We start from the raw sequence: 26,615 nt of genomic DNA on the forward strand, positions 1-26,615 counted from the left end.
AACGGACGAACAGCCCCGCCGATGACCGCCGCTCCCGACACCGACACCGCCACCGCCTCCCAGCCCGGCGCCGCACCCACCGGCCGCCGCCGTTCGGCGCGCCCGCGTACGTCCCAGGCACGTACTTCTCAGTCGCGCATCGCGTTCGGGCAGCTGCTGGATGCGCTGCGCGGGATGCTCGGAGCGCTCGGCCGCCGCATCCACCCGGCCTGGCGTGCCGTCACCGGGTGGATGGCTCCCGTGCTCGGCGTGGTGAGCACGTTCGGCTGGATCGTGCTCGGGGGAGCTGCGGTGTCGTTCGCGCTGCTCGCCGTGTTCGGCTGGGCGGAGTTCGCCTTCCTCGGTGCGACGCTGTGCGCTGCGTTCCTGATCGCCGTCGGATTCGTGTTCGGCCGCTCGACATACGACGTGGCGATCGAGCTGAACCCGCGTCGGGTCGTCGCGGGCGACAGGGCGCTCGGCCGCATGGTGGTGCGGAACTCCGGCAGCCGCCCCGTGCTGCCCACCAGGATGGAGCTTCCGGTCGGCGCAGGGGTCGCGGAGTTCATGGTGCCCAGGCTCGCCGCAGGCGAGGAGAACGAGGAGCTGTTCGCCGTTCCGACCGCGCGGCGCGCCCTGATCCTCGCCGGGCCCGCGCTGTCCGTGCGCGGCGACCAGCTCGGGCTACTGCGCCGCACCACGGCGTGGACGGAGCAGGTCGAGCTGTTCGTGCACCCGAAGACCACCCGGCTGGCCGCGACCGCCCGCGGGCTGGTGCGCGACCTGGAGGGGCAGACCACCAAGGTCATCACCGACAGCGACCTCGCGTTCCACGCGCTGCGCACATACGAGCCTGGCGACGACATCCGCAACGTGCACTGGCGCACGTCTGCGCGCACGGGGCAGCTGATGGTGCGGCAGTACCAGGAGACCCGCCGCTCCCAGCTCCTGCTCGTCTTCGACGCCGAGCGGTCGCACTTCGCGGACGATGACGAGTTCGAGCTCGGCGTCTCCGTGCTCGCCTCTGTCGGCTGCCACGTGATCCGCGAGGAGACGGAGCTCGACGCGGTCTGGCAGCAGAAGACGATGCGCGTCGAGACGCCGACCGCGCTCCTCGACGACTCGTGCCGCATCCAGCCGGTGGACGGGATGCACCAGAGCCTGCGCGACTACGTGCGCAGGTCGACGGTGCGGCTGGCAGCGCCGAGTCTCGTGGTGATGATCGTCGGCTCGCAGCTCGACCCCGCAGAGATCCGGGCGGCGGCGAGCCTGTACGGCTCGGACACCGAGACCATCGGCGTGCGGGTGGATGTGCACGGCGAGCCCCGCCTGAGCAGGCTCGGCGGCATGATGCTCGCCACCGTGTCGACGCTGGGTGAGCTGCCGGCGCTCCTGAAGCGAGCGGCACGATGAGCGGCGCGACGACGGCACAGCAGCCCCGGCCGCGCCGCACTGCCGCAGCGCAGAAGCAGGGGAGCATCGACCGTCTGTCCGCAACGACCTGGATCGACGTGGCGGTGGTCGTCGTGCTCAGCGCCATCGCCGTGCTCGGCTTCCAGCCCGCGTTCGGGCACTTCTCCTTCTTCACTGCCGCCATCGGCGGTCTGGTGGTCGGGACGGGCTCCGCCGTCGTCTGCCGGCTGTTCCGGCTGTCCGTGCCGCTCACCGTCACGATCGCCGTCGCCGCATACTTCCTCTTCGGCACGCCGCTGGCGATGCCAGGCTCCGCCACGCTGGTCGTGCTCCCGTCGCTCGACAGCCTCGCCGGGCTCGTGATCGGCGCGGTGTTCGGCTGGAGCGACGCCGTCACGCTGCAAGCCCCGCTCGAAGCGCCGCCGTACGTCGCCGTCGTGCCGTACGTGGCCGGCTGGCTGGTGACCCTCGTCTCCGTCTCGCTCGCTGTGCGCTGGCTGCCGCGCGCGAAAGGCAGAGGAGCCGGCCGTGCCGCCGTGCTGGTGGCAGGTCCGCTTGCACTGTTCGTCGCGGGCATCCTGCTCGGCACCGTGGATGCGTACCTCGCCGCCGTCCGCGGCATCGCGTTCGCCGCGATCGCGCTGCTCTGGCTCGCCTGGCGCCGCACGCGCTCTGCGTCCGTCGAGGTCGTCGCGGACCCCGGTCTGCTGCGTCGCAGGATCGTCGGCGTCGGCTCTGTCGTGCTCGGCGCGGTGGTGGTGGGCGCTCTCGCAGGCTCCGTGCTCGCGCCTCCGCCCGCATCCCGGTTCGTGCTGCGCCAGGAGGTGACTCCGCCGTTCGACCCGCTCGACTACCCGAGCCCGCTGGCCGGGTTCCGGCAGTACACCAAGGATCTGGAGAAGACGGAGCTGTTCACGGTCGACGGGCTCAGCAGCGGCCAGGTCATCCGGCTGGCCACGATGGACAGCTACGACGGCGTGGTCTGGACGGTCACCGACCCGAAGGAGAGCAGCGACGCCTCCGGCAGCTTCGAGCTGCTCGGCAGCACCATCCCGTCGCCTCCGCTGTTCACGCCGGGTTCGACCACGAAGGCGCAGATCGACATCAAGGACTACTCGGACGTCTGGCTGCCGACCATCGGGTACCTGACGACGCTCGGCTTCGACGCGTACCAGGGAACCGACCCGTCGACCACCGTGCGCGTCAACACCGCCACCGGCACGACAGCGGTGACGAGCGGTGTGAAGGACGGCCTGCGATACACCGTGGATGCCACGGCCCAGAAGATCCCGAGCGACAAGGCCCTTGCGAAGGTCGCACCGGCCAGGCTCGATCTGCCGCCCGTCACGAACGTCCCGGACATCGTGGCGGCGAAGGCCGAGGAGTACGCGGGCTCGGCGACCACCGCCATCCAGAAGCTCCGCAACCTCGAGCGCTCCCTCAAGACGCTCGGCTATCTGAGCCACGGCCGCGCGTCCGACCCCGTTCCGTCGCGGGCGGGAGAGGGCGCGGACAGGATGACCGACCTGTTCGCCAAGGCGCCGATGGTCGGCGACCAGGAGCAGTACGCGAGCGCGTTCGCGCTGATGGCCAGGCGCCTCGGCTACCCGACCAGGGTGGTGATGGGCTTCGCGCCCAAGGTGGTCAACGGCCAGGCCACGACGGTGACGGGCAATGACGTGACGGCGTGGGACGAGGTCGCGTTCGACGGGGTGGGCTGGGTGCCGTTCTTCCCGACGCCGACCAAGACCGATGCTCCGAAGAACCAGACGACCAAGCCCAAGCTCGAACCGCAGCCCCAGGTGCGGCAACCGCCGCCGGCCGACCCGAAGGCGCAGGACCTGCTCACGCCGGTCAAGACCAAGGACAACGAGCGCAAGGAGGCGAAGAGCGGCTTCGCCATCCCGGCGTGGGCGTGGGTGGTCGGCGGGATCGTCGTCATCCCGCTGCTGCTGTACATCGTGCCGCTGCTGATCGTGGCCGCGCTCAAACGCCGCAGGCGCAAGCGCAGGCTCACCACCGGTCCGCCGGACAGACGTGCGGCCGGAGCGTGGGAGGAGCTGGCGGACGGCTACGACGAGCTCGGTCTGAGTGTTCCGCGCAACGCCACACGCCTGCAGGCCGCCGGTGCGCTGGAGAGGCAGAGCGCCGAGCAGAACCTGAGCGTGCCCACCGGAGGACTTGCCACGATCGCCAGGGACGTCGACGCCGCGGTGTTCGATGGCTCGGAGGTCGGATCCGACAGGGTGGATGCGGTCTGGCGTGCTTCGGACGCGGCCGTCGCGGACGCCCGCTCCTCCGCTGGGCGGCTGCGGGCCAGGCTGGCGGCGTTCCGCTACCGCCGCCGTGCCAAGCGGGCGGGGCGGTAGTCCCGCTCCCCGTATAGTGGCTGCGTGGAATCGCCCGACTTCATCGTGCCGCCGCCGCACCTCATCCCTCCCCGTCACGACACGGGGACGGAGACGGCGAAGGTTCCAGCGCGCGAGCGCTCGCTCCCGGTGTTCGCCCCGCCGAGCCCTCCGCCGGCAGCGGCATCCGCTGGTGCCGCTGCTCCGGCCCGCCAGTGGCGCATCGTCCTGCCGGGCGGAAGGGCCGTGCCGGTGACGGGCACCGTTCTGGTCGGCCGCAATCCCGTGACCTTCGGCGCCTGGACGGACGCCGAGCTGGTCGCCGTCGACGACCCGGCGGCGAGCGTGTCCAAGACGCACGCCGCTTTCGAGGCGGACGGCGGCGCGCTGTCCGTCACCGACGCGCACTCCACGAACGGCGTCGTCGTCGTGGCAGAGGATGCGCGGGAACGGGAGCTCACGCCGGGGGAGCCGACGCCGCTCGCACACGGCGACGTCGTGCACCTCGGGCGCTTCTCCGTGCGCGTCGAGCTGAGCTGACAGGTTCACCCCCGAACCGGTGATAACCTGACAACGTGTTTCACGGTCTGCTCCTCCTTAGCTGCCGCGACGAGTCCTAGATCCTCCAGGCCTCCCTCGTCGCGGAGTTCGTCGTCGGCTGATCCGGAAGCAAGCTAAGGAGTTCTTGAGCATCATGAGTACCGATTCCCAGCACGAATCGTCGCAGCACGAATCGAGCGAGCGCGGCTTGACCCTCGCTGAGAAGGTGTGGCGCGACCACCTGGTCGTCAAGGGCGAAGACGGTTCGCCCGACCTGATCTACATCGACCTGCACCTCGTGCACGAGGTGACGAGCCCGCAGGCGTTCGACGGACTGCGCATGGCGGGCCGCCCCGTTCGCCGTCCAGACCTCACCATCGCCACCGAGGACCACAACACCCCGACCATCGGCATCGACAAGCCGATCGCCGACCTGACCAGCCGCACCCAGATCGAGACGCTGCGCAGGAACGCGGAGGAGTTCGGCATCCGCCTGCACTCGCTCGGCGACGTCGAGCAGGGCATCGTTCACGTCGTCGGTCCCCAGCTCGGCCTGACGATGCCGGGCATCACGGTGGTCTGCGGAGACTCGCACACCTCGACGCACGGCGCGTTCGGCGCGATGGCGTTCGGCATCGGCACCAGCGAGGTCGAGCACGTCATGGCCACGCAGACGCTGCCGCTGAAGGCGTTCAAGACGATGGCGATCACGGTCGAGGGCGAGCTGCGTCCCGGCGTGACGGCGAAGGACATCATCCTGGCCGTCATCGCCAAGATCGGCACGGGCGGCGGGCAGGGCTACGTGCTCGAGTACCGCGGCAGCGCGATCCGCGCGCTCTCCATGGAGGGCCGCATGACGATCTGCAACATGTCGATCGAGGCGGGCGCCCGCGCAGGCATGGTCGCGCCGGACGAGACGACGTACGCATACCTCAAGGGCCGTCCGCACGCCCCGGAGGGGCAGGACTGGGACGACGCCGTGGCGTACTGGGACACGCTGGCGACAGACGACGACGCCGTGTTCGACGCCGAGGTCTACCTCGACGCCGCCGAGATCGAGCCGTTCGTCACCTGGGGCACGAACCCTGGCCAGGGCGTCTCGCTCAGCCAGGCCGTTCCAGACCCGGCCGCCATCGCAGACGCCAACCAGCGCGCGGCGGCAGAGCGGGCACTGGAGTACATGGACCTGGCAGCAGGCACGCCGATGAAGAGCATCCAGGTGGATGCGGTCTTCATGGGCTCGTGCACCAATAGCCGCATCGAAGACCTCCGTGCATTCGCCTCGGTGATCAAGGGGCGGAAGAAGGCGGACGGCGTCCGCGTCATGGTCGTGCCCGGCAGCGCCCGCGTGCGCATCGAGGCGGAGGCAGAGGGCATCGACAAGATCGTCGAGGAGTTCGGAGCGGAGTGGCGGTTCGCCGGCTGCTCGATGTGCCTCGGCATGAACCCGGACCAGCTCGCGCCTGGCGAGCGGTGCGCGTCCACCTCGAACCGCAACTTCGAGGGCCGTCAGGGCAAGGGCGGACGCACCCACCTGGTGTCTCCGCTGGTGGCAGCGGCGACCGCGATCCGCGGCACGCTGTCCAGCCCGTGGGACCTGGAGCCGGACGGTGATGGCGACACGCCGGGCCATGACGGCTCGGATACCCGCGCAGGAGAGAAGGTGGGCGCCTGATGGAAAAGATCTCAACGATCGAGGGCGTCGCCGTCCCGTTCCGCCGCTCCAACGTCGACACCGACCAGATCATCCCCGCGGTGTTCCTCAAGCGCGTCACCAAGACGGGCTTCGACGACGCGCTGTTCCACGCGTGGCGTCAAGACCCTGACTTCATCCTCAACCAGCCGGAGTATCAGGGCGCCCGCGTGCTGATCGCCGGGGCGGACTTCGGAACGGGCTCGTCGCGCGAGCACGCCGTGTGGGCGCTGCGCGACTACGGCTTCGCCGCCGTGCTCAGCCCCCGTTTCGCCGACATCTTCCGTGGCAACGCAGGCAAGCAGGGACTGCTCGCCGGGCAGATCACGGAGGAGGACGCCGAGCGCCTCTGGCAGGCCATCGAGGCCCAGCCGGGAATAGCGGCGACGGTGGATCTGGTTGCCAAGACTGCGAGCGTCGGTGAGGTCCAGGTGTCTTTCGACATCGACGATTACACTAGGTGGCGTTTGCTCGAAGGGTTGGACGACATCGCTCTGACCCTGCGCGACGAGGCGCGCATCTCAGAATACGAAGCCCGCCGCGAGAGCTGGCGGCCCAAGACGTTACCGGTGAAACTTTGAACTCACTTCTTCAGGACGCCCAAGCAGCAGGAGCGCGTGTCGGCCTCAAAGGCGACCGCATCACGATCAACGGCGGGATCCCACTCCGCGGCCGGATCGAGCTGAAGGGCGCGAAGAACCTCGTCACCAAGGCGATGGTCGCCGCCCTGCTCGGCGAAGGCCCGAGCGTGCTGCGCGACGTCCCGGACATCAGCGATGTCCGGGTCGTCCGCGGCCTCCTCGAGATCCACGGCGTCAAGGTCACCGACGGCACGGACGAGGGAGAGCTGCTGCTCGACCCGAGCGCCGTCGAGTCGGCCCACATGGCCGACATCGATGCGCACGCCGGCTCCAGCCGCATCCCGATCCTGTTCTGCGGGCCGCTGCTTCACCGCCTCGGCGAGGCGTTCATCCCCGACCTCGGCGGCTGCCGCATCGGCGACCGCCCGATCGACTACCACCTCGAAGTGCTGCGCAAGTTCGGCGCCATCGTCGACAAGCTGCCCACCGGCATCCGGATGACGGCCCCGAACGGCCTGCACGGCGCCAAGCTCGACCTGCCGTACCCGAGCGTCGGTGCGACGGAGCAGGTGCTGCTCACCGCCGTCCGCGCGGAGGGCATCACCGAGCTCAAGGGTGCGGCCATCGAGCCGGAGATCATGGATCTCATCAACATCCTGCAGAAGATGGGCGCGATCATCACGGTCGACACCGACCGCGTCATCCGCATCGAGGGTGTCAAGAAGCTCGTCGGCTACAGCCACACCGCCCTGTTCGACCGCAACGAGGCCGCCAGCTGGGCCGCTGCCGCCCTCGCGACCGGCGGAGACATCTACGTCGGCGGAGCCCGCCAGCCGGAGATGCTCACCTTCCTCAACGTCTTCCGCAAGGTCGGCGGCGCGTTCGAGATCCACGACGACGGCATCCGCTTCTTCCACCCGGGCGGCGAGCTCAAGCCCGTCGTCATCGAGACGGATGTGCACCCCGGCTTCATGACCGACTGGCAGCAGCCGCTCGTGATCGCCCTCACCAAGGCGAAGGGCGTCTCGATCGTGCACGAGACCGTGTACGAGCAGCGTTTCGGTTTCGTCGACGCGCTGATCGACATGGGCGCCAAGATCCAGATCCACAAGGAGTGCCTCGGCGGACACCCGTGCCGTTTCGGTCAGCGCAACTTCAACCACTCGGCGGTCATCATGGGCCCGACCGATCTGAAGGGCGCCGACATCGAGGTTCCCGACCTGCGCGGCGGCTTCAGCCACCTGATCGCAGCGCTCACGGCGGAGGGACGTTCGACCGTCAGCAACGTCGGGATCATCAGCCGCGGCTACGAGAACTTCATCACCAAGCTGCAGCTTCTGGGAGCCGACTTCGTTCTCGAAGGATAATGGAGGGGTGTCCCGACCCTCTTCAGAGCAGAACCCGGTGTCCGATTCGAGCAAACCCGTGACAGGGCGCGCCGCAAAGCTTCCGCGCAAGGAGACGAGCACCCCGTCGATCTTCTGGGTGCTCGCCGGGATCGTGATCCCGATCATGAGCATCGCCGCGCGCTTCCGCATCGTGGACGGCGAAAAGCTGCCACGGCGCGGAGCGTATGTCGTCGCTCCCAACCACTACAGCGAGATCGACCCGGTGATGATCGGGATGGTGAGCTGGAAGCTCGGGAGGATGCCGCGGTTCCTCGCCAAGGGCAGCCTGTTCCGCATCCCGGTGGTCGGCTGGTTCCTGCGCAAGTCCGGTCAGGTGCCGGTCGAGCGCGCCGGCACGTCGCGCGGCTCAGCGCCGCTCACCGCGGCCAAGGAGATCGTGCGCGACGGGCGCATCGTCATCATCTACCCGGAGGGCTCGCTCACCCGTGACCCCGACATGTGGCCGATGCGCGGCAAGACCGGCGCCGCCCGCATGGCGCTGGAGAACGACCTGCCAGTGATCCCCGTCGCACACTGGGGCACGCAGCAGGTCATGGCGCGCTACGGCAAGAAGATCAGCTTCTTCCCGCGCAAGACCATCGACGTGAAGATCGGCGATCCGGTCGACCTGTCCGCGTTCCGAGGCCGTAACCTCGACGCGGCGACGCTGAACGAAGCGACCGCCGTCATCATGGACGCCATCACCGCGCTGCTGGAAGACCTCCGAGGCGAGAAGGCGCCTGCCACCAGGTGGAACCCCGCCGAGCACGACCAGAAGGAGACCGGCCGTTTTGAAGGCTAGTTCTGCCAGACGCCCCGTCGTCGCCCCCCGCAAGATCGCCGTCCTCGGCGCAGGAAGCTGGGGAACCACGTTCGCGAAGATCCTCGCCGACGGCGGGGCGGACGTGACGCTCTGGGCGCGCAGGCCGGAGCTGGCCCGCGAGATCAACGAGGTGAAGCGCAACAGCGACTACCTCGAGGGCATCAACCTCCCGCGCACCCTCAAGGCCACCTCCAAGCTGGCCGACGCGATGCGGGACGCAGAACTCGTCTTCGTCTCCATCCCGAGCCAGACCCTGCGCTCCAACCTGGAGGCCATCGCGCCGTACCTCGGCCCGTCCACGATCGTCGTCAGCCTGATGAAGGGCGTCGAGAAGGGCACGGGCCTCCGGATGAGCGAGGTGATCGCCCAGGGGCTGCCGATCGAGCTGGAGCGCATCGCCGTGGCGTCCGGCCCCAATCTGGCGCTGGAGATCGCCCGCGAGCAGCCGACGGCCGCCGTCGTCTCGTCGGTGAGCCTGGAGACCGCGCAGGCGGTGGCGATGGCCGCCACGAACCGGTACTTCCGCAGCTTCGTGAACACCGACGTGATCGGCACGGAGTTCGGCGGCGTGCTCAAGAACCTCATCGCCGTGGCCATCGGCATCGTCGACGGCGTCGGATACGGCGAGAACACCAAGGCGTCGATCATCACCCGCGGGCTGGTCGAGATGACCGACTTCGCCGTGGCATACGGCGCGGAGGCCGTAACGCTCTCCGGCCTCGCGGGGCTCGGCGACCTCATCGCCACTTGCGAATCGTCGCTCAGCCGCAACAACACGGCAGGACGGCTCCTCGGACAGGGCTACAGCTTCAACGACGTCGTGAAGCAGATGAACCAGACCGCAGAGGGCCTGGCGTCCGTCGCCCCCATCCTCACCCTCGCGGAGGCCCGCGGAGTGGACATGCCCATCGTGCGGCAGGTGAGCCAGGTGCTTGCCGGTACGCTCGATCCGAAAGACATCGCGCCGCATCTGACCACCGATTCGGACGAACCTCAGGGTGAAAGGACAACGGATGACGGACAGACTCGCGGTCGTGCTTCTCTTCGGGGGGCGTTCAAGCGAGCATTCGATCAGCTGCGCAACGGCGGCGGGGGTGCTGGGCGCAATTGACCGCGCCCGCTACGACGTCATCCCGGTCGGAATCACCCGCGACGGTGCCTTCACCCTGCAGCCGGACGACGCGGCGCTGTTCGCTCTGAACGCTGAGAAGCTGCCGGCCGTCGAGGACAACGGCACGCGCATCCACTGGCCGGAGTCGGCCGCGACGCGCGAGCTGACCGTCACCGAGAACGGCGAGACCCGCTCGCTCGGCGACGTCGACCTGGTGTTCCCGATCCTGCACGGACCGTGGGGAGAGGACGGCACCATCCAGGGGATGCTCGAACTCGTCGACCTGCCGTACGTCGGCAGCGGCGTGCTCGCCAGCTCGCTCGGGATGGACAAGCACTTCACCAAGACCGTGCTGCAGCAGGCGGGCATCCCCGTCGCCCCGTGGCGGACGGTCACGGCGTACGAGTGGCGCACCGACCAGGATGCGGTCCGCGCGACCGCGACGGAACTCGGCCTTCCGGCGTTCGTGAAGCCGGCACGCGCCGGCTCCAGCGTCGGCGTGAGCAAGGTGTCCGACTGGGCGCAGCTCGACGCGGCCATCGAGACGGCCTTCGCCGAGGACGACCGCGTGCTGATCGAGTCCGGACTGGTCGGGCGCGAGGTGGAGATCGCCGTGCTCGGCGGCCGTCCTGGGCAGGCGACCCGCGCATCCGTCGCCGGGGAGATCGTGGTCACGGGCCGCGACTTCTACGACTTCGAGGCGAAATATCTGGATGCGCCAGGCATCGACCTGGTCTGCCCCGCCGACCTGACCGCGGAGGAGCTGGCCACGATGCAGGAGCTCGGCGCCCGGGCGTTCGACGCGATCGGGGGAGCGGGTCTCGCGCGCGTCGACTTCTTCCTCACGGCGGACGGTTTCGTCATCAATGAGATCAACACGATGCCCGGCTTCACGCCGATCTCGATGTTCCCGCGCTGCTGGCAGGAGTCAGGGCTCTCGTACCCTGCGCTCATCGACGAGCTCATCGACGTCGCCCTCACCCGCGCCGCCGCGTAACTGCGCTCCCGCCTGCTAGGGCGTGGGCGTCGGTGTCGGTGTCGGCGTCGGCGTGAGCGACGTGTCCAGAGTCGAGAGGCACTTGCTCGTCTGTGTGATGGTCTGGATGGCGCTCGCGAACTCGGGAAGGACCGCGGAGTCGGAGACGCCGGAGACGTGGTCGATGACGACCTCGGTCGCCGGCGTGCGGCCGAAGGTCTGGTAGACGATCGTCTTCGCATCCGGGTCGGTCATCAGCACCCAGTCGACGCCGTTCACCGAGACGCACGGCTTGGTGGTCGGGCCGATCGGCGGCACGCCGCAGCGTAGAAGCACGGACGTCGGGTCGCCCCACGCTCCCGTCGCCTGCGCGTCGGTCTGCCGCTCCGCCTTGCCGGCCACGCTGTCCGGCAGACGGACGCTGACCTCCGCGCATCCGGGGTCGTTGGCGTCGGCCGCCGGCTGGAGCGAGACGATCGGCGTGCACCCTGCGAGGGCGATGCCTGCGCCGAGGACGATCGTGAGGACGGCTGAGGTGCGACGCTGGGCGCGGTGACGGGTGGACATCGGTTTCAGGCTACCGTTTGATGCATGACGATGTCTGGGAGCGGAACCGCAGGAGCGACCATCGGGGAGGCGTCGGAGGTCGAAGCCCTGAAGCGGATCTTCCCCCGGCTTCCCGCGTCCACGGCCACGATCGTCGGCCCTGGCGACGATGCCGCCGTGCTCGCTGCGCCGGACGGCCGCTACGTCGTCACCACGGACATGATGGTGCACGGCCCCGACTTCCGCCTCGCCTGGTCTGCGCCGTACGACCTCGGATGGAAGGCGGCAGCGACCAACCTGTCCGATGTTGCGGCGATGGGCGCCGTGCCCACCGCTCTCGTCGTCGCCATCGCCGCCCCGGCGAGCACGCCGGTGGCCGACCTGGAGCGCATCGCGGACGGCCTCCGCGATGCCTGCGCCGCCCTCGCCCCCGGATGCGGCGTGGTCGGAGGTGACCTGTCGGCGTCGGACACGCTCACGATCGCGGTGACGGCGTTCGGCGACCTGGAAGGGCGCGCGCCCGTGCTGCGCAGCGGGGCGCGTGCCGGCGACACGGTGGCCGTGTCCGGTCCGCTCGGCCGGGCGGGAGCGGGGCTGCGCCTGCTGTTCGAGCGCGCGGTCGACGAGACGGGGGAGCCGGACCGCGCACGCTTCGTGGAGGTGCTGGCGGCGCATCCGGATGCGGTGACCGCCCAGCTGCGTCCAGAGCCGCCTATCCAGGACGGGCCGCTCGCCGCCATCGCGGGGGCGACGGCGATGCTGGACCTGAGCGACGGGCTCGCGCTCGACGCGCGCAGGGTCGCGCTGGCGAGCGGGGTGGCCATCGACATCGACCCCGCCGCGCTCGGCGATGACGCGCAGTCTGCGCTCACCGGGGGAGAAGACCACGGCCTGCTCGCCACGTTCCCTGCCGGGACGGCGCTGCCGGGCGGTTTCCGCGCGATCGGGACGGTGCGCGACGGAGACGGCGTGCTCGTCGCGGGGCGTGCGTTCGACGCGCGCGGAGGCTGGGACCCGTACGACGGGTGGGACGGCAACGCGGGCTGAGTGCGTCGCTGCACCCGTAGGCTCAGTCCGGTTCGACCCAGTAGAGCGCGGTGTCCCCGTAGTCCTTGCGCCGCTCGACGACGAGCCCGGCGGGCATCGTCGGCTCCGGGGTGCGGGTGCTGCGCTCCACGCACACCGTCGCGTGCGGAGCGAGCCGTGGCACGAGCGAGGTCAGCACCGCGAGCAGTTCGTCGTCGTCCACGTCGTACGGCGGGTCGATGAAGACCAGATCGTATGTGGAGCCTGTGCTGCCCAGATAGCTCTGCACAGCGGCGCCGCGCACCTCGATGACGGGCACGGCGTAGCGCGGAGCCGCCTTGGCGACCGCCTGCGCGTTTCGACGGCAGACCTGGGCGGCGTCTGGGTTCTTCTCCACCAGGGTCACATGGGTCGCCCCGCGGCTCGCCGCCTCCAGCCCGAGCGCCCCGGACCCGGCGAACAGGTCGAGCACCCGCGCGCCGCGGATGGCGTCGCGCGCGTCGAGCGCGGAGAAGATCGCCTCGCGCACCCTGTCGCTCGTCGGGCGGGTCCCGGTCTTCGGAACCTGCAGGCTGAGCGAGCCGGCGAAACCGGCGACGATACGTGTCATGGCATTTCGAGCCTAGCGGCAGCGTGGCAGGGACGGCCAAGATGGTGGGATGGTAGATCGCCTGGAACAGGCCGAACTCGATGCCATCTGGAACTTCGACGACCCCGTCGCCTCCGCCGATCGCTTCGCGGCAGCTGCTGCGGAACCGCATCGACCGGAGCTGGTCAGAGCGGAGCTCGAGACGCAGCGGGCGCGGGCGCTCGGCCTGCAGCGACGCTACGACGAAGCCGACGCTCTGCTCGATCTCCTCGGTCCTGCGACGGACACCCTGGGCGTGCGCGTGCTGCTCGAACGCGGCCGGCTGCGCAACTCCGCCGGGCGCGCGGCCGAGGCGACGGCGCTGTTCGAGGACGCGCTCGACGCGGCCAGGCGCGAGGGGGAGACCTTCCTCGCCGTCGACGCGGCGCACATGCTGGCCATCTCCGACCCCGAGCGCTCCGAGCGGTGGACGGCCGAGGCGTTCGACCTCCTCTCCGGCACGAGCGACCCTCGCACGCTGCGCTGGTCCGTTGCGCTGCACAACAATCGCGGCTGGCGGCTGTTCGAGGAGGGCACTCCGGTGTCGGCGCTCGCCGAGTTCGAGGCCGCCGTGGACGCCGCCCGCGCGTATGGAACGGACGAGCAGCGCTTCGCGTCCGAGTGGACCGTCGCGCGCTGTCTGCGCGAGCTCGGGCGCATCCACGATGCCGAACGGATCGTGCGGGCGCTCGCCGACGAACGCCCGGAAGACGAGGCCGTCGCCGCCGAGCTCGCCGCACTGACGGATGCGACGCATACGATCGAACCATGAGTTCCGTTTCCGCACCGGCCGTCGATGGTGCGATCAGTCTCGACTCCCGGCTGAGCGGGGTCCTCGGCGGACGCACATCCTCGGCGTTCGAGAAGGCGTTCGGGATGCGCACGGTCGCCGATCTGCTCAGCCACTACCCGCGCCGGTACGCCAAGCGCGGCGAGCTGACCGCGCTGGCGAACCTGCCGCTCGACGAGAACGTGACCATCGTCGCCGAGGTCATCCGGGTGCAGGAGCGCCCGATGCGCGCTCGTCGCGGCTCCATCCTGGAGGTGAAGATCACGGACGGGGAGGGCATCCTGACCCTCACGTTCTTCAACCAGGCGTGGCGGTCCAAGGAGCTGGTTCCGGGCGTGCGCGGCATCTTCGCCGGCAAGGTGTCCGACTACCGGGGCGCACTCCAGCTCGCTCATCCCGACTACGAGCTGTTCGAGCCGGATGCGGAGAACGCCGTGGTGCCCGGCAGTGCGGCCGCCAAGAACTGGGCGCAGACCCCCATCCCGATCTACCCGGCCACCGGAACGGTGGCGAGCTGGCAGGTGCAGAAGGCTGTCGCCCTCGCCCTGGATGCGCTCACCGACGTCCCAGACTCCGTGCCGGCCGGGATCGTGGCAGAGCGCGGCCTGCTCGGGCTGCGCACGGCGTTCGAGTACATGCACCGCCCGGAGAAGGATTCGCAGTGGCAGCGGGCCCGCGACACGCTGCGCTTCCACGAGGCGTTCGTGCTGCAGGCGGCGCTGCTGCAGCAGCGGGCGGCGTCGAGGGCCGTCGCCGCGACCCCGCGCACGGCGAAGCAGGGCGGCTTCCTCGACCGGCTGGATGCGACCCTGCCGTTCGAGCTCACCGCCGACCAGGCGACGGTCGGCGCGGAGATCGCGCGCGACCTCGCGGACACCGCTCCCATGCACAGGCTGGTGCAGGGCGAGGTCGGATCGGGCAAGACCCTGGTGGCGCTGCGGGCGATGCTCGCCGTCGCGGACTCCGGTGGGCAGGCCGCCATGCTCGCACCCACCGAGGTGCTCGCTGCGCAGCACCTGCGCTCCATCGTGAAGATGCTCGGCCCCGACCTCGCCGCCCAGCTGATGCCCACGCTGCTCACCGGACAGCTCTCGACCGCCGAGCGCAAGAAGGCCCTGCTGCGCACGGTGTCCGGTCAGTCCCGCATCGTGGTCGGCACGCACGCCCTGCTGGGCGACGCCGTGACGTTCTTCGACCTCGGGCTCGTCGTCGTGGACGAGCAGCACAGGTTCGGCGTCGAGCAGCGGGAGGCACTGCGAGCGAAGGGCGGAACGCCGCCGCACGTCCTCGTGCTCACGGCGACGCCCATCCCGCGCACGGTCGCGATGACTGTGTTCGGCGACCTGGACGTGTCGACCATCGCGCAATTGCCGGCCGGACGGCAGGGCATCGAGAGCTTCGTCGTGCCGCTGGCCGACCGCCCTGGCTGGGAGCGGCGGATCTGGGAGCGCGCCGCCGAGGAGATCGGCAAGGGCAGGCAGGTCTTCGTGGTGTGCCCGGCGATCACCGCGAAGGACCGCGAGGACGACGGAGAGGACGCAGGGCAGGACGAGGACGGCGCACCGGCACGGCCCATCGCCAACGTCGAGTCGGTCACGGCCCAGGTGCGTGCTGACCCGCTGTTCAGGGATGCACGGATCGGGATGCTCCACGGCAAGCTCACGAGCGACGCCAAGGACGAGACGATGCGCGCGTTCGCCGCAGGCGACCTCGACCTGATCGTCGCCACCACCGTCATCGAAGTGGGGGTGGACGTGCCGAACGCGTCGGCGATGGTGATCCTCGACGCGGACCGGTTCGGCGTCTCCCAGCTGCATCAGCTCCGCGGCCGGGTCGGCCGAGGCGGCGTGCCAGGGCTCTGCCTGATGGTCACGTCGGCCGAGCAGGAGACGCTCGCCAGGGAGAGAGTGGAGGCGGTCGCGGCGACGCTCGACGGCTTCGAGCTCGCCAACATCGACCTGGAGCTGCGTCGCGAGGGCGACGTGCTCGGCAGCCGCCAGTCCGGCGGCAGGTCGTCGCTGCGCCTGCTGCGCGTCGTCTCCGACGGCGAGCTGATCCAGGAGGCGAGGACGGCGGCGCAGGAGACGCTCGACGACGACGGAGGGCTGGCTGCGCATCCCGCGCTGGCTGCTGCCCTGGCGAGGCGGCTGGACGAGAGCGAGCGCGCATTCCTCGGCAAGTCCTGATCGCTGCCAGGCGCCCCGGCGTGACCCCCGGAAGGGGGCGACGACCACGCCGTACTTTGGTAACGGATTCACAACGAAATGCCGGGTACGGCGGGATAGTCTGAAGGTCTATGAACAGGATCGCCGTTGTCCCTGGATCGTTCGACCCGGTCACCCTCGGGCACCTCGACGTCATCGAACGCGCCGCGGGCCTGTTCGACGAGGTCCACGTGCTCGTCGTGCACAACCCGGACAAGAGCGCCCTCCTGCCCATCGCCCAGCGCGTCTCTCTCATCGAGCGCTCGATCGAGGACGCCGGGATCGTCGGGAACATCGTCGTCGCATCCTGGAGCGTCGGCCTGCTGGTCGACTACTGCACGGATGTGGGAGCCCACGTGCTCGTCAAGGGCATCCGTTCCCAGGTGGATGTGGCGTACGAGACGCCGATGGCGATCGTCAACAGGCACCTCGCGGCCGTCGAGACCGTCTTCATCCTGCCGAACCCCGCCAACGCCCACGTCTCCAGCTCTCTCGTGCGCCAGGTCTCCGCGCTCGGGGGTGACGTGAGTCCATACGTCCCCACCGCCGTCTACGAGTATTTGCAGGAGACATGAACAGTTACGCGACGCGCCAGCCGACCGAATCCTCTGTCGCCCCCGACGAGGCCGAGCAGACGACAGGGATGGACCTCGACGAGCTGAGGCGCGCCGCAGCGCAGATCACCGCCAATGTCGAATCCGTCATCGACGGGAAGCACGAAGCGGTGCAGACCGCACTGACCGTGCTGCTCGCCGAGGGACACCTGCTCATCGAGGACGTGCCTGGCGTGGGCAAGACGATGCTGGCGAAGTCGCTGGCCAAATCGGTCGACTGCACGGTCAGCCGCATCCAGTTCACGCCAGACCTGCTGCCGAGCGACGTCACAGGCGTCTCGGTGTACAACCAGGCAGAACGGCGGTTCGAGTTCAAGCCGGGCGCGGTGTTCGCGAACATCGTCATCGGCGACGAGATCAACCGGGCGAGCCCGAAGACGCAGTCGGCACTGCTGGAGTGCATGGAGGAGCGGCAGGTCACCGTCGACGGTTCGACATACCCGCTCAGCGCACCGTTCATCGTGGTCGCAACGCAGAACCCCGTCGAGATGGAGGGCACGTACGCGCTCCCGGAGGCGCAGCGCGACCGTTTCATGGCGCGGATCGCGATGGGCTACCCCGACGACGCCTCCGAGCTCGCGATGCTCACCACCAGGGACACCTCCAGCCCGCTGTCCAGGATCGGCCCCGTCGTCACTTCGGACGAGCTGAGGGCGATGATGGCGACGGCGCGCAGCGTGTTCGCCTCGACGCCGGTCAAGCAGTACGCGGTCGACATCGTGCGCGCGACCCGCGAGGACAGGGACCTGCGCCTCGGAGGGAGCCCGAGGGCCACCCTGCAGCTCGTGCGGGCGGCGAAGGCGATGGCGGCGCTCGACGGCCGCGACTTCGTGCTGCCGGACGACATCGACACCCTCGCCGTCCCCGTGCTCGGCCACCGGCTGCTGCCGACGAGCCGCGCGCTCGGCCACCACCACGAGAGCGCTCCTGTGATCGCCGACATCGTGCGCAGGATCGTCGCGGCGACCCCCGTGCCTGTGGGCTCCGGTGCGATCGGCGGGGCATCGGGCACCGCCGCCGGCGCGTCACGGCCCGCCAGGGCGGGACAGGCCGGCTGACCGATGCCGGGGCGCGTCCGATCCTCGTCGCCGGTCAGGAAGCCCAGACCGACCGCCAGAGGGTGGGCGCTGTTCTCGGTCGGCGTCGTCGCCCTCGTCGCGTCGGTGGCACTCGGCAGAACGGACGTGCTGTTCGTCGGGCTGTTCCTCACGGTGCTGCCCCTCGCGGCGATGATCTCGGTGACCATCGACAGGCCGCGACTGACGGTGACGCGCAGCTTCCACCCCGACATCGTGGCCGCAGGCGAGACCGCGACCGTCGTGACGACAGCACGCAACGAGTCGCCGCGGCCGAGCCCGGCGGCCGCCTGGCGCGAGTCGGCCCCTGCGGCGGTCGGCGTCCAGGGCCTCGCCCCGTTCCCGCGCCTCGGCGCCCACCAGGCGACGGTGAGCCACGGCAGGGACACGATCGTGCTGCGACAGGATGTGCGCGCCAGGCACAGGGGATCGCATCCCATCGGCCCGTTCATCGTCAGCAGGGCCGACCCGTTCGGGCTGGCATACGCCGAGTACGCGCTCGGGCAGCCGAAGCAGTTCGTCGTCACCCCGCGCGTGACGGCGCTGCCAGGCGGCGACCTCGACGTCGCGCGCAGCGAGGGCACGGAGCACGAGCTGCTGCGCCACAGCATCCCGAGCGCCGACGAACTGATCGCCAGGGAGTACCGGCCGGGCGATCCGCTCCGCCGCGTGCACTGGAGAGCGACGGCCAAGCACGACAAACTCATGGTGCGCCAGGAGGAGAGGCGCAGCAATCCGGAGGCCTGGCTGATCGCAGACACCAGGGACACGGCCGCGCCGGACGCGGAGTTCGAGACGCTGGTGGAACTGGTCGCCTCCATCGGCGTGCACCTCCTCGACGAGGGATTCGTGGTGAGCGTCGTCGAGACAGGGCCTCGCCAGCTCTCCGGAAGGAGCGGAGCGGGCAGGACGGGCACCCTGGGTGCGGCGACGCCGACGTACGACGTCGGCAGCGCTGACAGGCTGCTGCTCTCGGACCTCGCCGCCGTCGAGCCGAGCGACGTGCCCCGCGACGACGCCGTCGCGGAGCTCGCCGCCGGGCTGCGGCGCTCCGGCCGAGCGGTGCCGGTCTTCGCGATCCTCATCGGAGGAGCGCTCAACGAGCTCGGCGCGCTCGCTGCCGTTCGGTCGATGTGCGACCCGGCCGTCGCGTTCATCGGTGCGTCTGCCCCTGCCGAGGTGGAGGAGGTCCTCACCGACGCGGGGTGGCTCTGCGTGCCATTCGCAGGGGGAGACGACCCTGCGGACAGCTGGCAGCGCGCCCTCGGGCGCCGCAGAGCCGAGGTGAGCCGTGGCTAGCGAACAGGCCTTCGCGGGGTCGCTGCCCATCGCCAGAGCGCGCAAGCAGGGATACTGGCGCCTGACGGCCGCGCTGCTGCTGCAGGTGGTCGCCGTCAGCTTCGCGCTGGTCGGCCTCATCCAGGGTGCGGGCTGGTGGTTCGCGCTGGTGTCCTCCGCCGCGCTTCTGCTCGTCACCGGCGCCGGCCTCCGCAACCTCGGTGTCAGCAGACGCCTCGTCCCCGTGCTCCTGATCGTCGAGGGCGCGATGCTGATGACGGTCGCCTTCGGGCGCGGCACCGGATTGCTCGGCCTCATCCCGACACCGCGCACGTTCTCGGTGTGGGGCGATTACGCCAACCAGGCGATGCTCTCGATCTACCAGCAGGGCACTCCGGCCGACAGCCTCCCGGAGTTCATGTTCCTGGTGGTCGGCGGTGGATGCGTCCTGGCCGTCCTCCTCGACACCCTCGCCATCGCGCTGCGCGCCCCTGCGTTCACCGCGATCGGCGTCGGCATCGTGCTCGTCGTCCCCGGCGCGCTGCTCGGAGACGGCCTCGACCCGTTCGCGCTCGCCGCGTCCGCCGCCGCCTTCCTCTGGCTGCTGCGCTGCGATGTGCGGACCAGGCGGCCTGGCACGCCGCGGCCGACCGCATCCCTCGCCATCTCGGCGTCCGCGGTGATCGTCGCTCTCATCCTGGGCGGCACCGCTCCCGGCTTCGACAGGGGAGGGGCGACGTCGTTCACCGCAGGCGGCATCTCCATCGGCGGCACGGTCACCCCGCTGATCGACCTCGGCAAAGACCTGCGCAGACCGGCCGCGGTGCGTGCGCTCACCTACACGACAACCGCATCCACCGGGCAGTACCTCAAGCTCGCCTCGCTCGACCAGTTCACCGGGAGCGTCTGGAAGCACAGGGAGCGCGACACCAAGCGCCTGCCGAGCGGCAACACGATCGGCCCGGTGTTCGGGCTGTCCGACACCGTCGCGACGACGAAGATCACGACCAAGGTCGAGATCGACAACATGCAGAGCCGCTGGCTGCCCGTCCCGTACCCGGTGCAGGGCGTGAGCGGTCTCAACGGCACCTGGTCGTGGGACCCTGACGACCTCACGGTCGGCGCGATCAACACCACGACCCAGGGCCAGAAGTACACGGCGACCAGCCTCATCCTGCAGCCGACGGCGGACCAGCTCCAGGCCGCCGGCGGATTCGTGCCGGCCTCCGTCGAGCGCGACCTGTTCCTGCCGCCCGATCTGCCGGCGATCATCGCATCCACTGCTGTCACAGCGACGCAGGGGGCGGTCTCCGAGTACGACAAGGCCGTCGCGCTGCAGGACTATTTCCGCGACAACGGATTCACGTACTCGACGCAGACGCCGCTCAAGCAGGGGTACGACGGGGACGGCGGCCGGGTGATCGCCAAGTTCCTGCAGGTCAAGAGCGGGTACTGCGTGCACTTCGCGTCCGCGATGGCGCTGATGGCCCGCACGCTCGGCATCCCGTCCAGGGTCGCGGAGGGCTACCTGCCTGGCGCGACCAGCGGCGGAGCGGCGAACAACCCCGGCCAGTACACGGTGACGAGCGACGACCTGCACGCCTGGCCGGAGCTGTACTTCGCAGGCGTCGGCTGGGTGGCGTTCGAGCCGACGGTCGGCAGGGGGACCATCCCCAGCTACACCCGTCCGGACGCACCCCAGACCTCGGCAGCTCCCGGTTCGACCTCGACCTCGACCGCCGGCGTGAAGGCGCTCGTGCCCACCGACCCTGCGAACCTCGGCAGCCCGACCGGCGCCACGGCGCCGTCCACCCTGCAGCCGGTCATCTCCGGTGTCGGCGTCGCCCTCCTGATCGTCGCGCTCCTGCTCACCCCCGCCGTGCTGCGCAGGCTGAGACGCAGGAACAGGCTCAGAAAGCTGAGCGACGAGTGGGGTGGAGCATCCGTCGCCTGGGACGAACTGCGCGACACGGCCCGCGACCTGGGCTGGAGTGTGCCGACGACGGAGACGCCTCGCGTGTTCGCCTCGCGGGTCGCCGCCGCTGTGGCGGGAACGCCGGGGGAGGACGCCGTGCTGCGCCTGCTCACGGTGCGAGAACGGGATGCGTACGGGCCGCCGACCAGAGCGACCGCCGTCGGTCTCGGCGACGATCTGCAGCGCGTGCTGACCGCCCTCGAAGCGCAGGCGGGGGCCGCACTCAGGATCAAGGCGGCGCTCATTCCTGTGTCTCTCATCCCAGCCGGGTGGTCTCCGGCCCCGAACACAGGAAGACCCGCGTAAAATAGTCGCTCGTGACCAAGTTCAGAACGACGCCGTACACCGTCAATGTGTACGACATCATCCACCGCCCAGGGGAGATGCGCGAGCAGCGCATCCAGCTGCCGGTCGGCGAGAAGATGGGCGAAGGGCTGGTGAGCGTCCCTGCGGGCGCGACCATCGATCTCGACCTCAGGCTCGAGTCGATGCACGAGGGCATTCTGGTGACCGCTGAGGCCGAATCGACGGCCGTCGGCGTCTGCGGACGATGCCTCACCGACATCGAACAGCCTGTCAAAGTCGATATCCAGGAACTTTTCGCGTATTCTTCTGACGAAGCTTTTGATTTTGAGGTTCACGACGACCACGTGGATCTTGAACCTCTGATCAGGGACGCGGTAGTGCTGTCACTGCCGTTTCAGCCGGTGTGCCGGCCAGACTGCCCAGGACTCGACCCAGAGTCAGGGGAGCGGCTGGCGGATGTGCCGGACCGCGAAGCCACAGGGACCGTCGATCCTCGATGGTCTGCGCTCGCGGCCTTCCAGGCTTCCGACACCACTGAATCCACCAGCAGCAGTAACAGAGAAGAGAGATAACCATGGCTGTTCCGAAGCGGAAGAAGTCACGCGCCAACACGCACGCCCGTCGTTCGCAGTGGAAGGCCGAGGTCCCCACGCTCGTCAAGACCGTCGAGGGCGGCAAGGTCACGTACAGCCTGCCGCACCGCGCGAAGGTCGTCGAGGACTCCGCAGGCACCGCCCTGTTCATGGAGTACAAGGGCCGCAAGGTCGCCGACGTCTGATCGTCCGCGTGACGAACGGAGTCGTGCGATGACCGCAGAGTCGGTCGCGCGCACAGAACTCATCGAGAAGCTCGGAGTCGACATCGGCCCCGAGCTTCTCGAGCTTGCGCTGACCCATCGTTCGTACGCGTACGAGCACGGCGGCATCCCGAACAACGAGCGCCTGGAGTTCCTCGGCGACTCGATCCTCGGGCAGGCTGTGACCGTCAAGCTGTTCGTGGAGAACCCGCAGCTCGACGAGGGCGACCTCGCCAAGCGGCGCGCCAGCCTCGTCAGCTCCGTCGCTCTGGCGGAAGTCGCCCGCAGCATCGGACTCGGCGAGTACCTGCTGCTCGGCCGAGGCGAGAACCAGAGCGGTGGGCGCGAGAAGGCGTCCATCCTCGCCGACACGGTCGAGGCGATCATCGGCGCCGCGTACCTGCACGCGGGCGGCGAAGAGGCGACCGCCCTTGTGCTGCGTCTGATCGAGCCGCTGCTCGACGACCCTGAGAGGTTCGGCGCGGCGATGGATCCGAAGACCAGCCTCCAGGAGGCTGCGGCGCACAGGGGAGCGGGCGCGCCCGTCTACACGGTCACCAACAGCGGGCCAGACCACTCCAAGACGTTCCACGCCACCGTGTCGGTCGGAACGCTCGTCACGGCGAGCGGAGACGGCACGAGCAAGAAGCAGGCAGAGATGGCGGCGGCGCTCAGCGCCTGGACCACCCTGACGCAGCGACGTGCCAGAGCTTCCCGAGGTTGAGGTCGTCCGGGCGGCCCTCGCGCCTGCCGTCGCCGGTGCGACCATCCTCGGGGTCGAGGTCTTCGAACCGCGCTCTCTGAAACGCCACGACCCTGTCGCTGGAGCGTTCGATGTGCTCCTCTCCGGGCGGACGATGCAGACGCCCGCGCGGCGCGGAAAGTTCCTGTGGATTCCGCTCGCGCCAGAGGGCGCTGCTGGTGACGCTGGTGCTGCTGATGCTGCCGGTGCTGCCGCTGCCGGTGCGGGCTTCGAGCGGCGGTCAGCGATCGTCGCGCACCTGGGCATGAGCGGTCAGATCCTCCTCCGGGAGCCCGGCACCGTGGAGAACGGGCTGCTGCGCATCCGGTTGCACATCGAGCAGCCGGGCTACGGCGAGCTCTGGGTCAACTTCGTCGACCAGCGCATCTTCGGCTCGATGGCGGTGGATGCGCTCGTCCCGACCGCGGACGGCGCTCCGGGCGGCCTCGGAACGGACGAGCCGCTCGTGCCGTCGCAGGTCAGCCACATCGCCCGCGACCCGCTCGACCCCGCATTCGACGACGCCGCGTTCAGTGCGGCGCTGTCCCGCAAGAACACCGGCATCAAACGCGCACTCCTCGACCAGACCCTGATCAGCGGCATCGGCAACATCTACGCGGACGAGGCACTGTGGGCGGCCAAGCTGCACTACGCCCAGCCGGCGTCGTCCCTGTCGCGTCCGCGCATCCGGAGCCTGCTGGCCGAGGTGCGCCTGGTGCTGCAGAAGGCGCTGGCGGAGGGCGGTACGAGTTTCGACGCCCAGTACGTCAACGTGAACGGCGCCTCCGGGTACTTCTCGCACAGCCTCAACGCCTACGGTCAGCAGGGCAAGCCGTGCCCGCGCTGCGGCACCCCGATCGTGCGCGAGCAGTTCATGAACCGCTCCTCCCACTTCTGCCCGCGCTGCCAGCGCCTGCGCGCCTAGCACCCTCTGCTTACGCCGCCCACCCCACCCCCCCCCGGAATCTCCTTCCGAACGGATAATCGGCCGCAGGTCACCCGATTCTCCTTCCGAACGGAGAGCCGGGCGGGCGTGTCGCGCGGAGACTCCTGTTGTACGCAACGCAGGACACCTCGCCTGACACGCCGTCCGAATCTCCTTCCGGACGGAGATGGTGGCCGAATGCGGCGCATTGTTCGTTCGGACGGAGAAGGCGGGCAGCAGCAGCAGCGCGCGTCAGGGGAGTGTCTTCTGCCAGTTGCCGGTCAGGGCGTGCGGGCGGAAGCCGAAGGCGTCGTTGACCGCGAGCATCGGGGTGTTCTCGTCGGCGTTCCAGGTCAGCAGCCGGTGGATGCGCGGGGCCAGGCCGCCGAGGCGCCGCAGGTTCTCCAGCTTCACCAGCGTGCCGAGTCGCCTTCCGCGGTGGGCTGCGGCCACCAGCGTGTCGTACTGCTCCGCCTTGTCGCCGTCGTCCGGAACGGCGATCTCTGTGTACGCCGCCAGCTCGCCGCTCTGGATGTGCTGGGCGACCGTCACCAGCAGTGGCTCTCCCCGCCCCGACAGCTCGTCCTCGTGCTGCCGGACGCGCTCCGGCGTCCAGGCTTCGTCGTCGAGTGCGATGCCGGCCTGCGGCACGTCGGTCGTCATCCGCTCTTTGAGCGCGGCGAACGCCTCGGCGAACTCGTCGGGGGTGCGCCGCCACCAGCTGATGGTCCGGTAGGCCCCGGAGTGGGCGACCGCATCCGCGAGCAGCGCGTCGGCCGTAGCGGACGGCAGCGGCAGCGTGAGCTGGCTCGATCGCTCGATCTGGCCGAGCCGGTAGCCGTGGGAGAGCGCGAACCGTACCTCTGGCGCATCCGCAGGCAGTCCGCTCGGCCCTGCCGCCGCGCGCACGACGTCCCCACCGTCCGGTAGCGAACCGACGGGATGCTCGGTGTACGCCGACAGCGCCGTGCGCCCTCCGTCGGCCGCGAGCTCCTCGCCTTTCGCGAGCAGCGCCGCCCCGATGCCGCGTCCGCGGATCGCGGGAGCCACATCCACCAGCAGGGTCGCGGTGATCGCGTCCTCCTCCAGTGGGAAGTCGACGACGACACGCCCGACGATCGCACCGTCGAGCACCGCGGCGAAGATCAGCTTCTCGTGGAACTCCTGCGCGCGGAACGATGCCAGTTCCGCCTCCGCCGTGTAGACGAAGTCGTCGTTGCCCCAGAGCTCGTACGCGATCCCGTTCATCACGGAGACGAGCTCTTCGAAGGCGGCGGACTCCGGGGTTCCGAGGCGCTCCGGCAGCGGGACGCGCACGATCGAGACGTCCCCGTCGTCCACCATCCAGCCGCCTCCTCGTCGAGCGTGCTCGCGTCGTGCTCGCATCCTGCTCGCACCCTGATCGCATCGCGTGCGCGCTGTCAGCGCGTCGTCGACGCCGACCGTTTTCGAGCCTAACCCGACAGCACCGGTGTGAACAGGGCGGGCCGATTTGGTTTCGATCGTGTAAATCTCCGTCAAAAAGAGCGTTGCGATTAGTTGCAATGCATGTACTCTCGACACACATATTCGTGGTGCGAAGAGGCAACCACGCCGCTTCGTTACGAATTTCACGTCGAGAGGCAAGAGATGCTACGAAAGAAAGTCATCATCGGTGCGGCTGTTGCAGCGTCAGCCGCGCTGTTCCTCGCGGGATGCGCCAACCAGGCGTCCACGGGTGGTTCCACGAACACGAGCGCGAAGGTCAACATTCCGGCCATCACCTCGATCGACACCCCGAAGGACGCCGTCCTCCCCGCGGGAGACGGGAAGGCGACCTGTCCCGCCGGCCTGACCATCGGCTACGTCGGAGCAGAGACCGGCCCGAACGCCCAGCTCGGAATCAACATCTACAACGGCATCCAGCTGGCCATCAACCAGCACAACGAGGCCAACAAGGGCTGCCAGGTCGGCTTCAAGAAGTTCGACACGGAAGGCGACCCGAACAAGGCGACCGGCCCGGTGACCCAGGCGGTCAACGAAGCCGACATCGTCGGTGTCGTCGGACTCCCGTTCTCCGGTGAGTCGAAGGCGACGGGCAACATCTTCGAGCAGCAGGGCCTGGTGCACATCACCCCGTCCGCGACCAACCCCGACCTGACGAAGAACGGCTGGACGACGTTCTTCCGCGGCCTCGGCAATGACGCCGTGCAGGGACCTGCAGCGGCGAAGTTCCTCACCGGCAAGCTCGAAGCCAAGAAGGTCTACCTGGTCCAGGACGACTCCGACTACGGAATCGGCCTCGCCACCACCACCTCCAAGGCTCTCGGCGACGCCCTCGTCGGCACCGACAAGGTGACCACCGGCCAGAAGGACTTCTCGGCGGTCGTCTCGAAGATCATCAACGCGAAGCCGGATGCGGTCTACTACTCGGGCTACTACGCCGAGGGCGCTCCGTTCGACCAGCAGCTCGTCGCGAAGGGCTTCGAGGGCACGTTCGTCGGGCCGGACGGTGTGAAGGACGACCAGTTCATCAAGCTGGCAGGCGACGCGTCCAGCAACGCGTACTTCACCTGCCCCTGCATCCCCGGTGAGCTGATCCCGGACTTCGAGAAGGCGTACAAGACGCTCGCCAGCGCGGAGCCCGGAACGTACTCCATCGAGGGTTACGACGCCGCGACCGTGCTCCTGTCCGGCATCGACCAGGGCAAGACCACCCGCGCCGACCTCAAGGACTTCGTCAAGTCCTACGACAAGGACGGCCTGAGCAAGCACTACAAGTGGGATTCCACCGGTGAGCTGCAGGCGCCGACCGTCTACGGGTACAAGGTCGAGGGCGGCAAGATCGTCCCGATCGGAACCATCGGATAGCGCGACA

24 protein-coding genes are annotated in these 26,615 nt (G+C 69.4%); 21 read left to right on the forward strand and 3 right to left on the reverse strand.

Annotated features, from left to right (window positions below; translation table 11 throughout):
• Positions 1 to 21 precede the first annotated feature (21 nt).
• From ACIRCZ_RS02380 to ACIRCZ_RS02420, 9 genes are all read left to right on the forward strand, one after another.
• Positions 22 to 1,392, forward strand: coding sequence for a DUF58 domain-containing protein (locus ACIRCZ_RS02380; protein ID WP_402849244.1), 1,371 nt, complete (start codon positions 22 to 24; stop codon positions 1,390 to 1,392).
• A complete protein-coding gene (locus ACIRCZ_RS02385) occupies positions 1,389 to 3,761 on the forward strand; it encodes a transglutaminaseTgpA domain-containing protein (protein ID WP_402849247.1) in 2,373 nt (790 codons plus the stop codon). The genes ACIRCZ_RS02380 and ACIRCZ_RS02385 overlap by 4 nt, the downstream gene beginning before the upstream one ends.
• Positions 3,762 to 3,785: 24 nt before the next feature.
• Positions 3,786 to 4,280, forward strand: coding sequence for an FHA domain-containing protein (locus ACIRCZ_RS02390; protein WP_402849250.1), 495 nt, complete (start codon positions 3,786 to 3,788; stop codon positions 4,278 to 4,280).
• A gap of 154 nt (positions 4,281 to 4,434) precedes the next feature.
• A complete protein-coding gene (gene leuC, locus ACIRCZ_RS02395; RefSeq protein ID WP_402849253.1) occupies positions 4,435 to 5,955 on the forward strand; it encodes a 3-isopropylmalate dehydratase large subunit in 1,521 nt (506 codons plus the stop codon).
• Entirely contained in the window at positions 5,955 to 6,554 is a 600-nt protein-coding gene (gene leuD / locus ACIRCZ_RS02400; protein ID WP_055892975.1) for a 3-isopropylmalate dehydratase small subunit, read from the forward strand. Before leuC ends, leuD begins: the two co-directional genes overlap by 1 nt.
• On the forward strand, positions 6,551 to 7,921 hold the full coding sequence (gene murA / locus ACIRCZ_RS02405) for a UDP-N-acetylglucosamine 1-carboxyvinyltransferase (protein WP_055892977.1): 1,371 nt from the start codon (positions 6,551 to 6,553) through the stop codon (positions 7,919 to 7,921). The genes leuD and murA overlap by 4 nt, the downstream gene beginning before the upstream one ends.
• A 37-nt stretch (positions 7,922 to 7,958) precedes the next feature.
• Positions 7,959 to 8,744, forward strand: coding sequence for a lysophospholipid acyltransferase family protein (locus ACIRCZ_RS02410; protein ID WP_402851617.1), 786 nt, complete (start codon positions 7,959 to 7,961; stop codon positions 8,742 to 8,744).
• Positions 8,734 to 9,876, forward strand: coding sequence for an NAD(P)H-dependent glycerol-3-phosphate dehydrogenase (locus ACIRCZ_RS02415; protein ID WP_402849258.1), 1,143 nt, complete (start codon positions 8,734 to 8,736; stop codon positions 9,874 to 9,876). The genes ACIRCZ_RS02410 and ACIRCZ_RS02415 overlap by 11 nt, the downstream gene beginning before the upstream one ends.
• A complete protein-coding gene (locus ACIRCZ_RS02420) occupies positions 9,779 to 10,873 on the forward strand; it encodes a D-alanine--D-alanine ligase family protein (protein ID WP_055892983.1) in 1,095 nt (364 codons plus the stop codon). Before ACIRCZ_RS02415 ends, ACIRCZ_RS02420 begins: the two co-directional genes overlap by 98 nt.
• A gap of 15 nt (positions 10,874 to 10,888) precedes the next feature.
• Here the strand turns inward: ACIRCZ_RS02420 and ACIRCZ_RS02425 are convergent, their stop codons facing one another.
• Entirely contained in the window at positions 10,889 to 11,419 is a 531-nt protein-coding gene (locus tag ACIRCZ_RS02425) for a DUF3515 family protein (RefSeq protein WP_402849262.1), read from the reverse strand.
• A gap of 24 nt (positions 11,420 to 11,443) precedes the next feature.
• Here ACIRCZ_RS02425 and thiL point away from each other — a divergent pair, with 24 nt between their 5' ends.
• Complete coding sequence (gene thiL / locus ACIRCZ_RS02430) at positions 11,444 to 12,445, forward strand: thiamine-phosphate kinase (RefSeq protein ID WP_402849265.1); 1,002 nt, start codon at positions 11,444 to 11,446, stop codon at positions 12,443 to 12,445.
• Between the two features lie 22 nt (positions 12,446 to 12,467).
• On the opposite strand, the gene rsmD is transcribed toward thiL, so the two are convergent.
• On the reverse strand, positions 12,468 to 13,034 hold the full coding sequence (rsmD, locus tag ACIRCZ_RS02435) for a 16S rRNA (guanine(966)-N(2))-methyltransferase RsmD (RefSeq protein WP_055892992.1): 567 nt from the start codon (positions 13,032 to 13,034) through the stop codon (positions 12,468 to 12,470).
• A 49-nt stretch (positions 13,035 to 13,083) separates the two neighbouring features.
• Here rsmD and ACIRCZ_RS02440 point away from each other — a divergent pair, with 49 nt between their 5' ends.
• From ACIRCZ_RS02440 to mutM, 10 genes are all read left to right on the forward strand, one after another.
• Positions 13,084 to 13,824 carry a hypothetical protein gene (locus tag ACIRCZ_RS02440; protein ID WP_402849270.1) on the forward strand — a complete coding sequence of 247 codons (741 nt, stop codon included), beginning with the start codon at positions 13,084 to 13,086 and terminating at the stop codon, positions 13,822 to 13,824.
• Positions 13,821 to 16,028 (forward strand): ATP-dependent DNA helicase RecG, encoded by a 2,208-nt coding sequence (locus tag ACIRCZ_RS02445; protein ID WP_402849273.1) that lies wholly within the window; start codon positions 13,821 to 13,823, stop codon positions 16,026 to 16,028. Before ACIRCZ_RS02440 ends, ACIRCZ_RS02445 begins: the two co-directional genes overlap by 4 nt.
• A gap of 110 nt (positions 16,029 to 16,138) precedes the next feature.
• Positions 16,139 to 16,621: a pantetheine-phosphate adenylyltransferase gene (gene coaD / locus ACIRCZ_RS02450; RefSeq protein WP_055892998.1), complete on the forward strand. Its 483-nt coding sequence runs from the start codon at positions 16,139 to 16,141 to the stop codon at positions 16,619 to 16,621.
• On the forward strand, positions 16,618 to 17,718 hold the full coding sequence (locus ACIRCZ_RS02455) for a MoxR family ATPase (RefSeq protein ID WP_055893001.1): 1,101 nt from the start codon (positions 16,618 to 16,620) through the stop codon (positions 17,716 to 17,718). Before coaD ends, ACIRCZ_RS02455 begins: the two co-directional genes overlap by 4 nt.
• 3 nt (positions 17,719 to 17,721) lie before the next feature.
• The gene (locus tag ACIRCZ_RS02460) at positions 17,722 to 19,035 is read left to right on the forward strand and encodes a DUF58 domain-containing protein (protein WP_055893004.1); all 1,314 of its coding nucleotides are present in this window, start codon (positions 17,722 to 17,724) and stop codon (positions 19,033 to 19,035) included.
• On the forward strand, positions 19,028 to 21,295 hold the full coding sequence (locus ACIRCZ_RS02465) for a DUF3488 and transglutaminase-like domain-containing protein (protein ID WP_055893006.1): 2,268 nt from the start codon (positions 19,028 to 19,030) through the stop codon (positions 21,293 to 21,295). Before ACIRCZ_RS02460 ends, ACIRCZ_RS02465 begins: the two co-directional genes overlap by 8 nt.
• Before the next feature lie 11 nt (positions 21,296 to 21,306).
• Positions 21,307 to 21,867: a DUF177 domain-containing protein gene (locus ACIRCZ_RS02470; RefSeq protein ID WP_055893009.1), complete on the forward strand. Its 561-nt coding sequence runs from the start codon at positions 21,307 to 21,309 to the stop codon at positions 21,865 to 21,867.
• 2 nt (positions 21,868 to 21,869) lie between these two features.
• Positions 21,870 to 22,073, forward strand: coding sequence for a 50S ribosomal protein L32 (rpmF, locus tag ACIRCZ_RS02475; protein ID WP_055893012.1), 204 nt, complete (start codon positions 21,870 to 21,872; stop codon positions 22,071 to 22,073).
• A 28-nt stretch (positions 22,074 to 22,101) separates the two neighbouring features.
• Complete coding sequence (gene rnc, locus ACIRCZ_RS02480) at positions 22,102 to 22,815, forward strand: ribonuclease III (protein WP_055893015.1); 714 nt, start codon at positions 22,102 to 22,104, stop codon at positions 22,813 to 22,815.
• On the forward strand, positions 22,793 to 23,758 hold the full coding sequence (gene mutM / locus ACIRCZ_RS02485; RefSeq protein WP_402849280.1) for a bifunctional DNA-formamidopyrimidine glycosylase/DNA-(apurinic or apyrimidinic site) lyase: 966 nt from the start codon (positions 22,793 to 22,795) through the stop codon (positions 23,756 to 23,758). Before rnc ends, mutM begins: the two co-directional genes overlap by 23 nt.
• Positions 23,759 to 24,010: 252 nt before the next feature.
• Here mutM and ACIRCZ_RS02490 read toward each other — a convergent pair whose 3' ends face one another.
• Positions 24,011 to 25,102 (reverse strand): GNAT family N-acetyltransferase, encoded by a 1,092-nt coding sequence (locus ACIRCZ_RS02490; protein ID WP_402849283.1) that lies wholly within the window; start codon positions 25,100 to 25,102, stop codon positions 24,011 to 24,013.
• Positions 25,103 to 25,387: 285 nt separating this feature from the next.
• Between ACIRCZ_RS02490 and ACIRCZ_RS02495 the strand changes: the two genes are divergently transcribed.
• On the forward strand, positions 25,388 to 26,608 hold the full coding sequence (locus ACIRCZ_RS02495) for a branched-chain amino acid ABC transporter substrate-binding protein (protein ID WP_055893026.1): 1,221 nt from the start codon (positions 25,388 to 25,390) through the stop codon (positions 26,606 to 26,608).
• The last annotated feature ends 7 nt before the right edge of the window (positions 26,609 to 26,615 follow it).

Origin of the sequence: Leifsonia sp. NPDC102414 (assembly GCF_044765685.1) — a bacterium.
Taxonomy (GTDB): Bacteria; Actinomycetota; Actinomycetes; order Actinomycetales; family Microbacteriaceae; genus Leifsonia.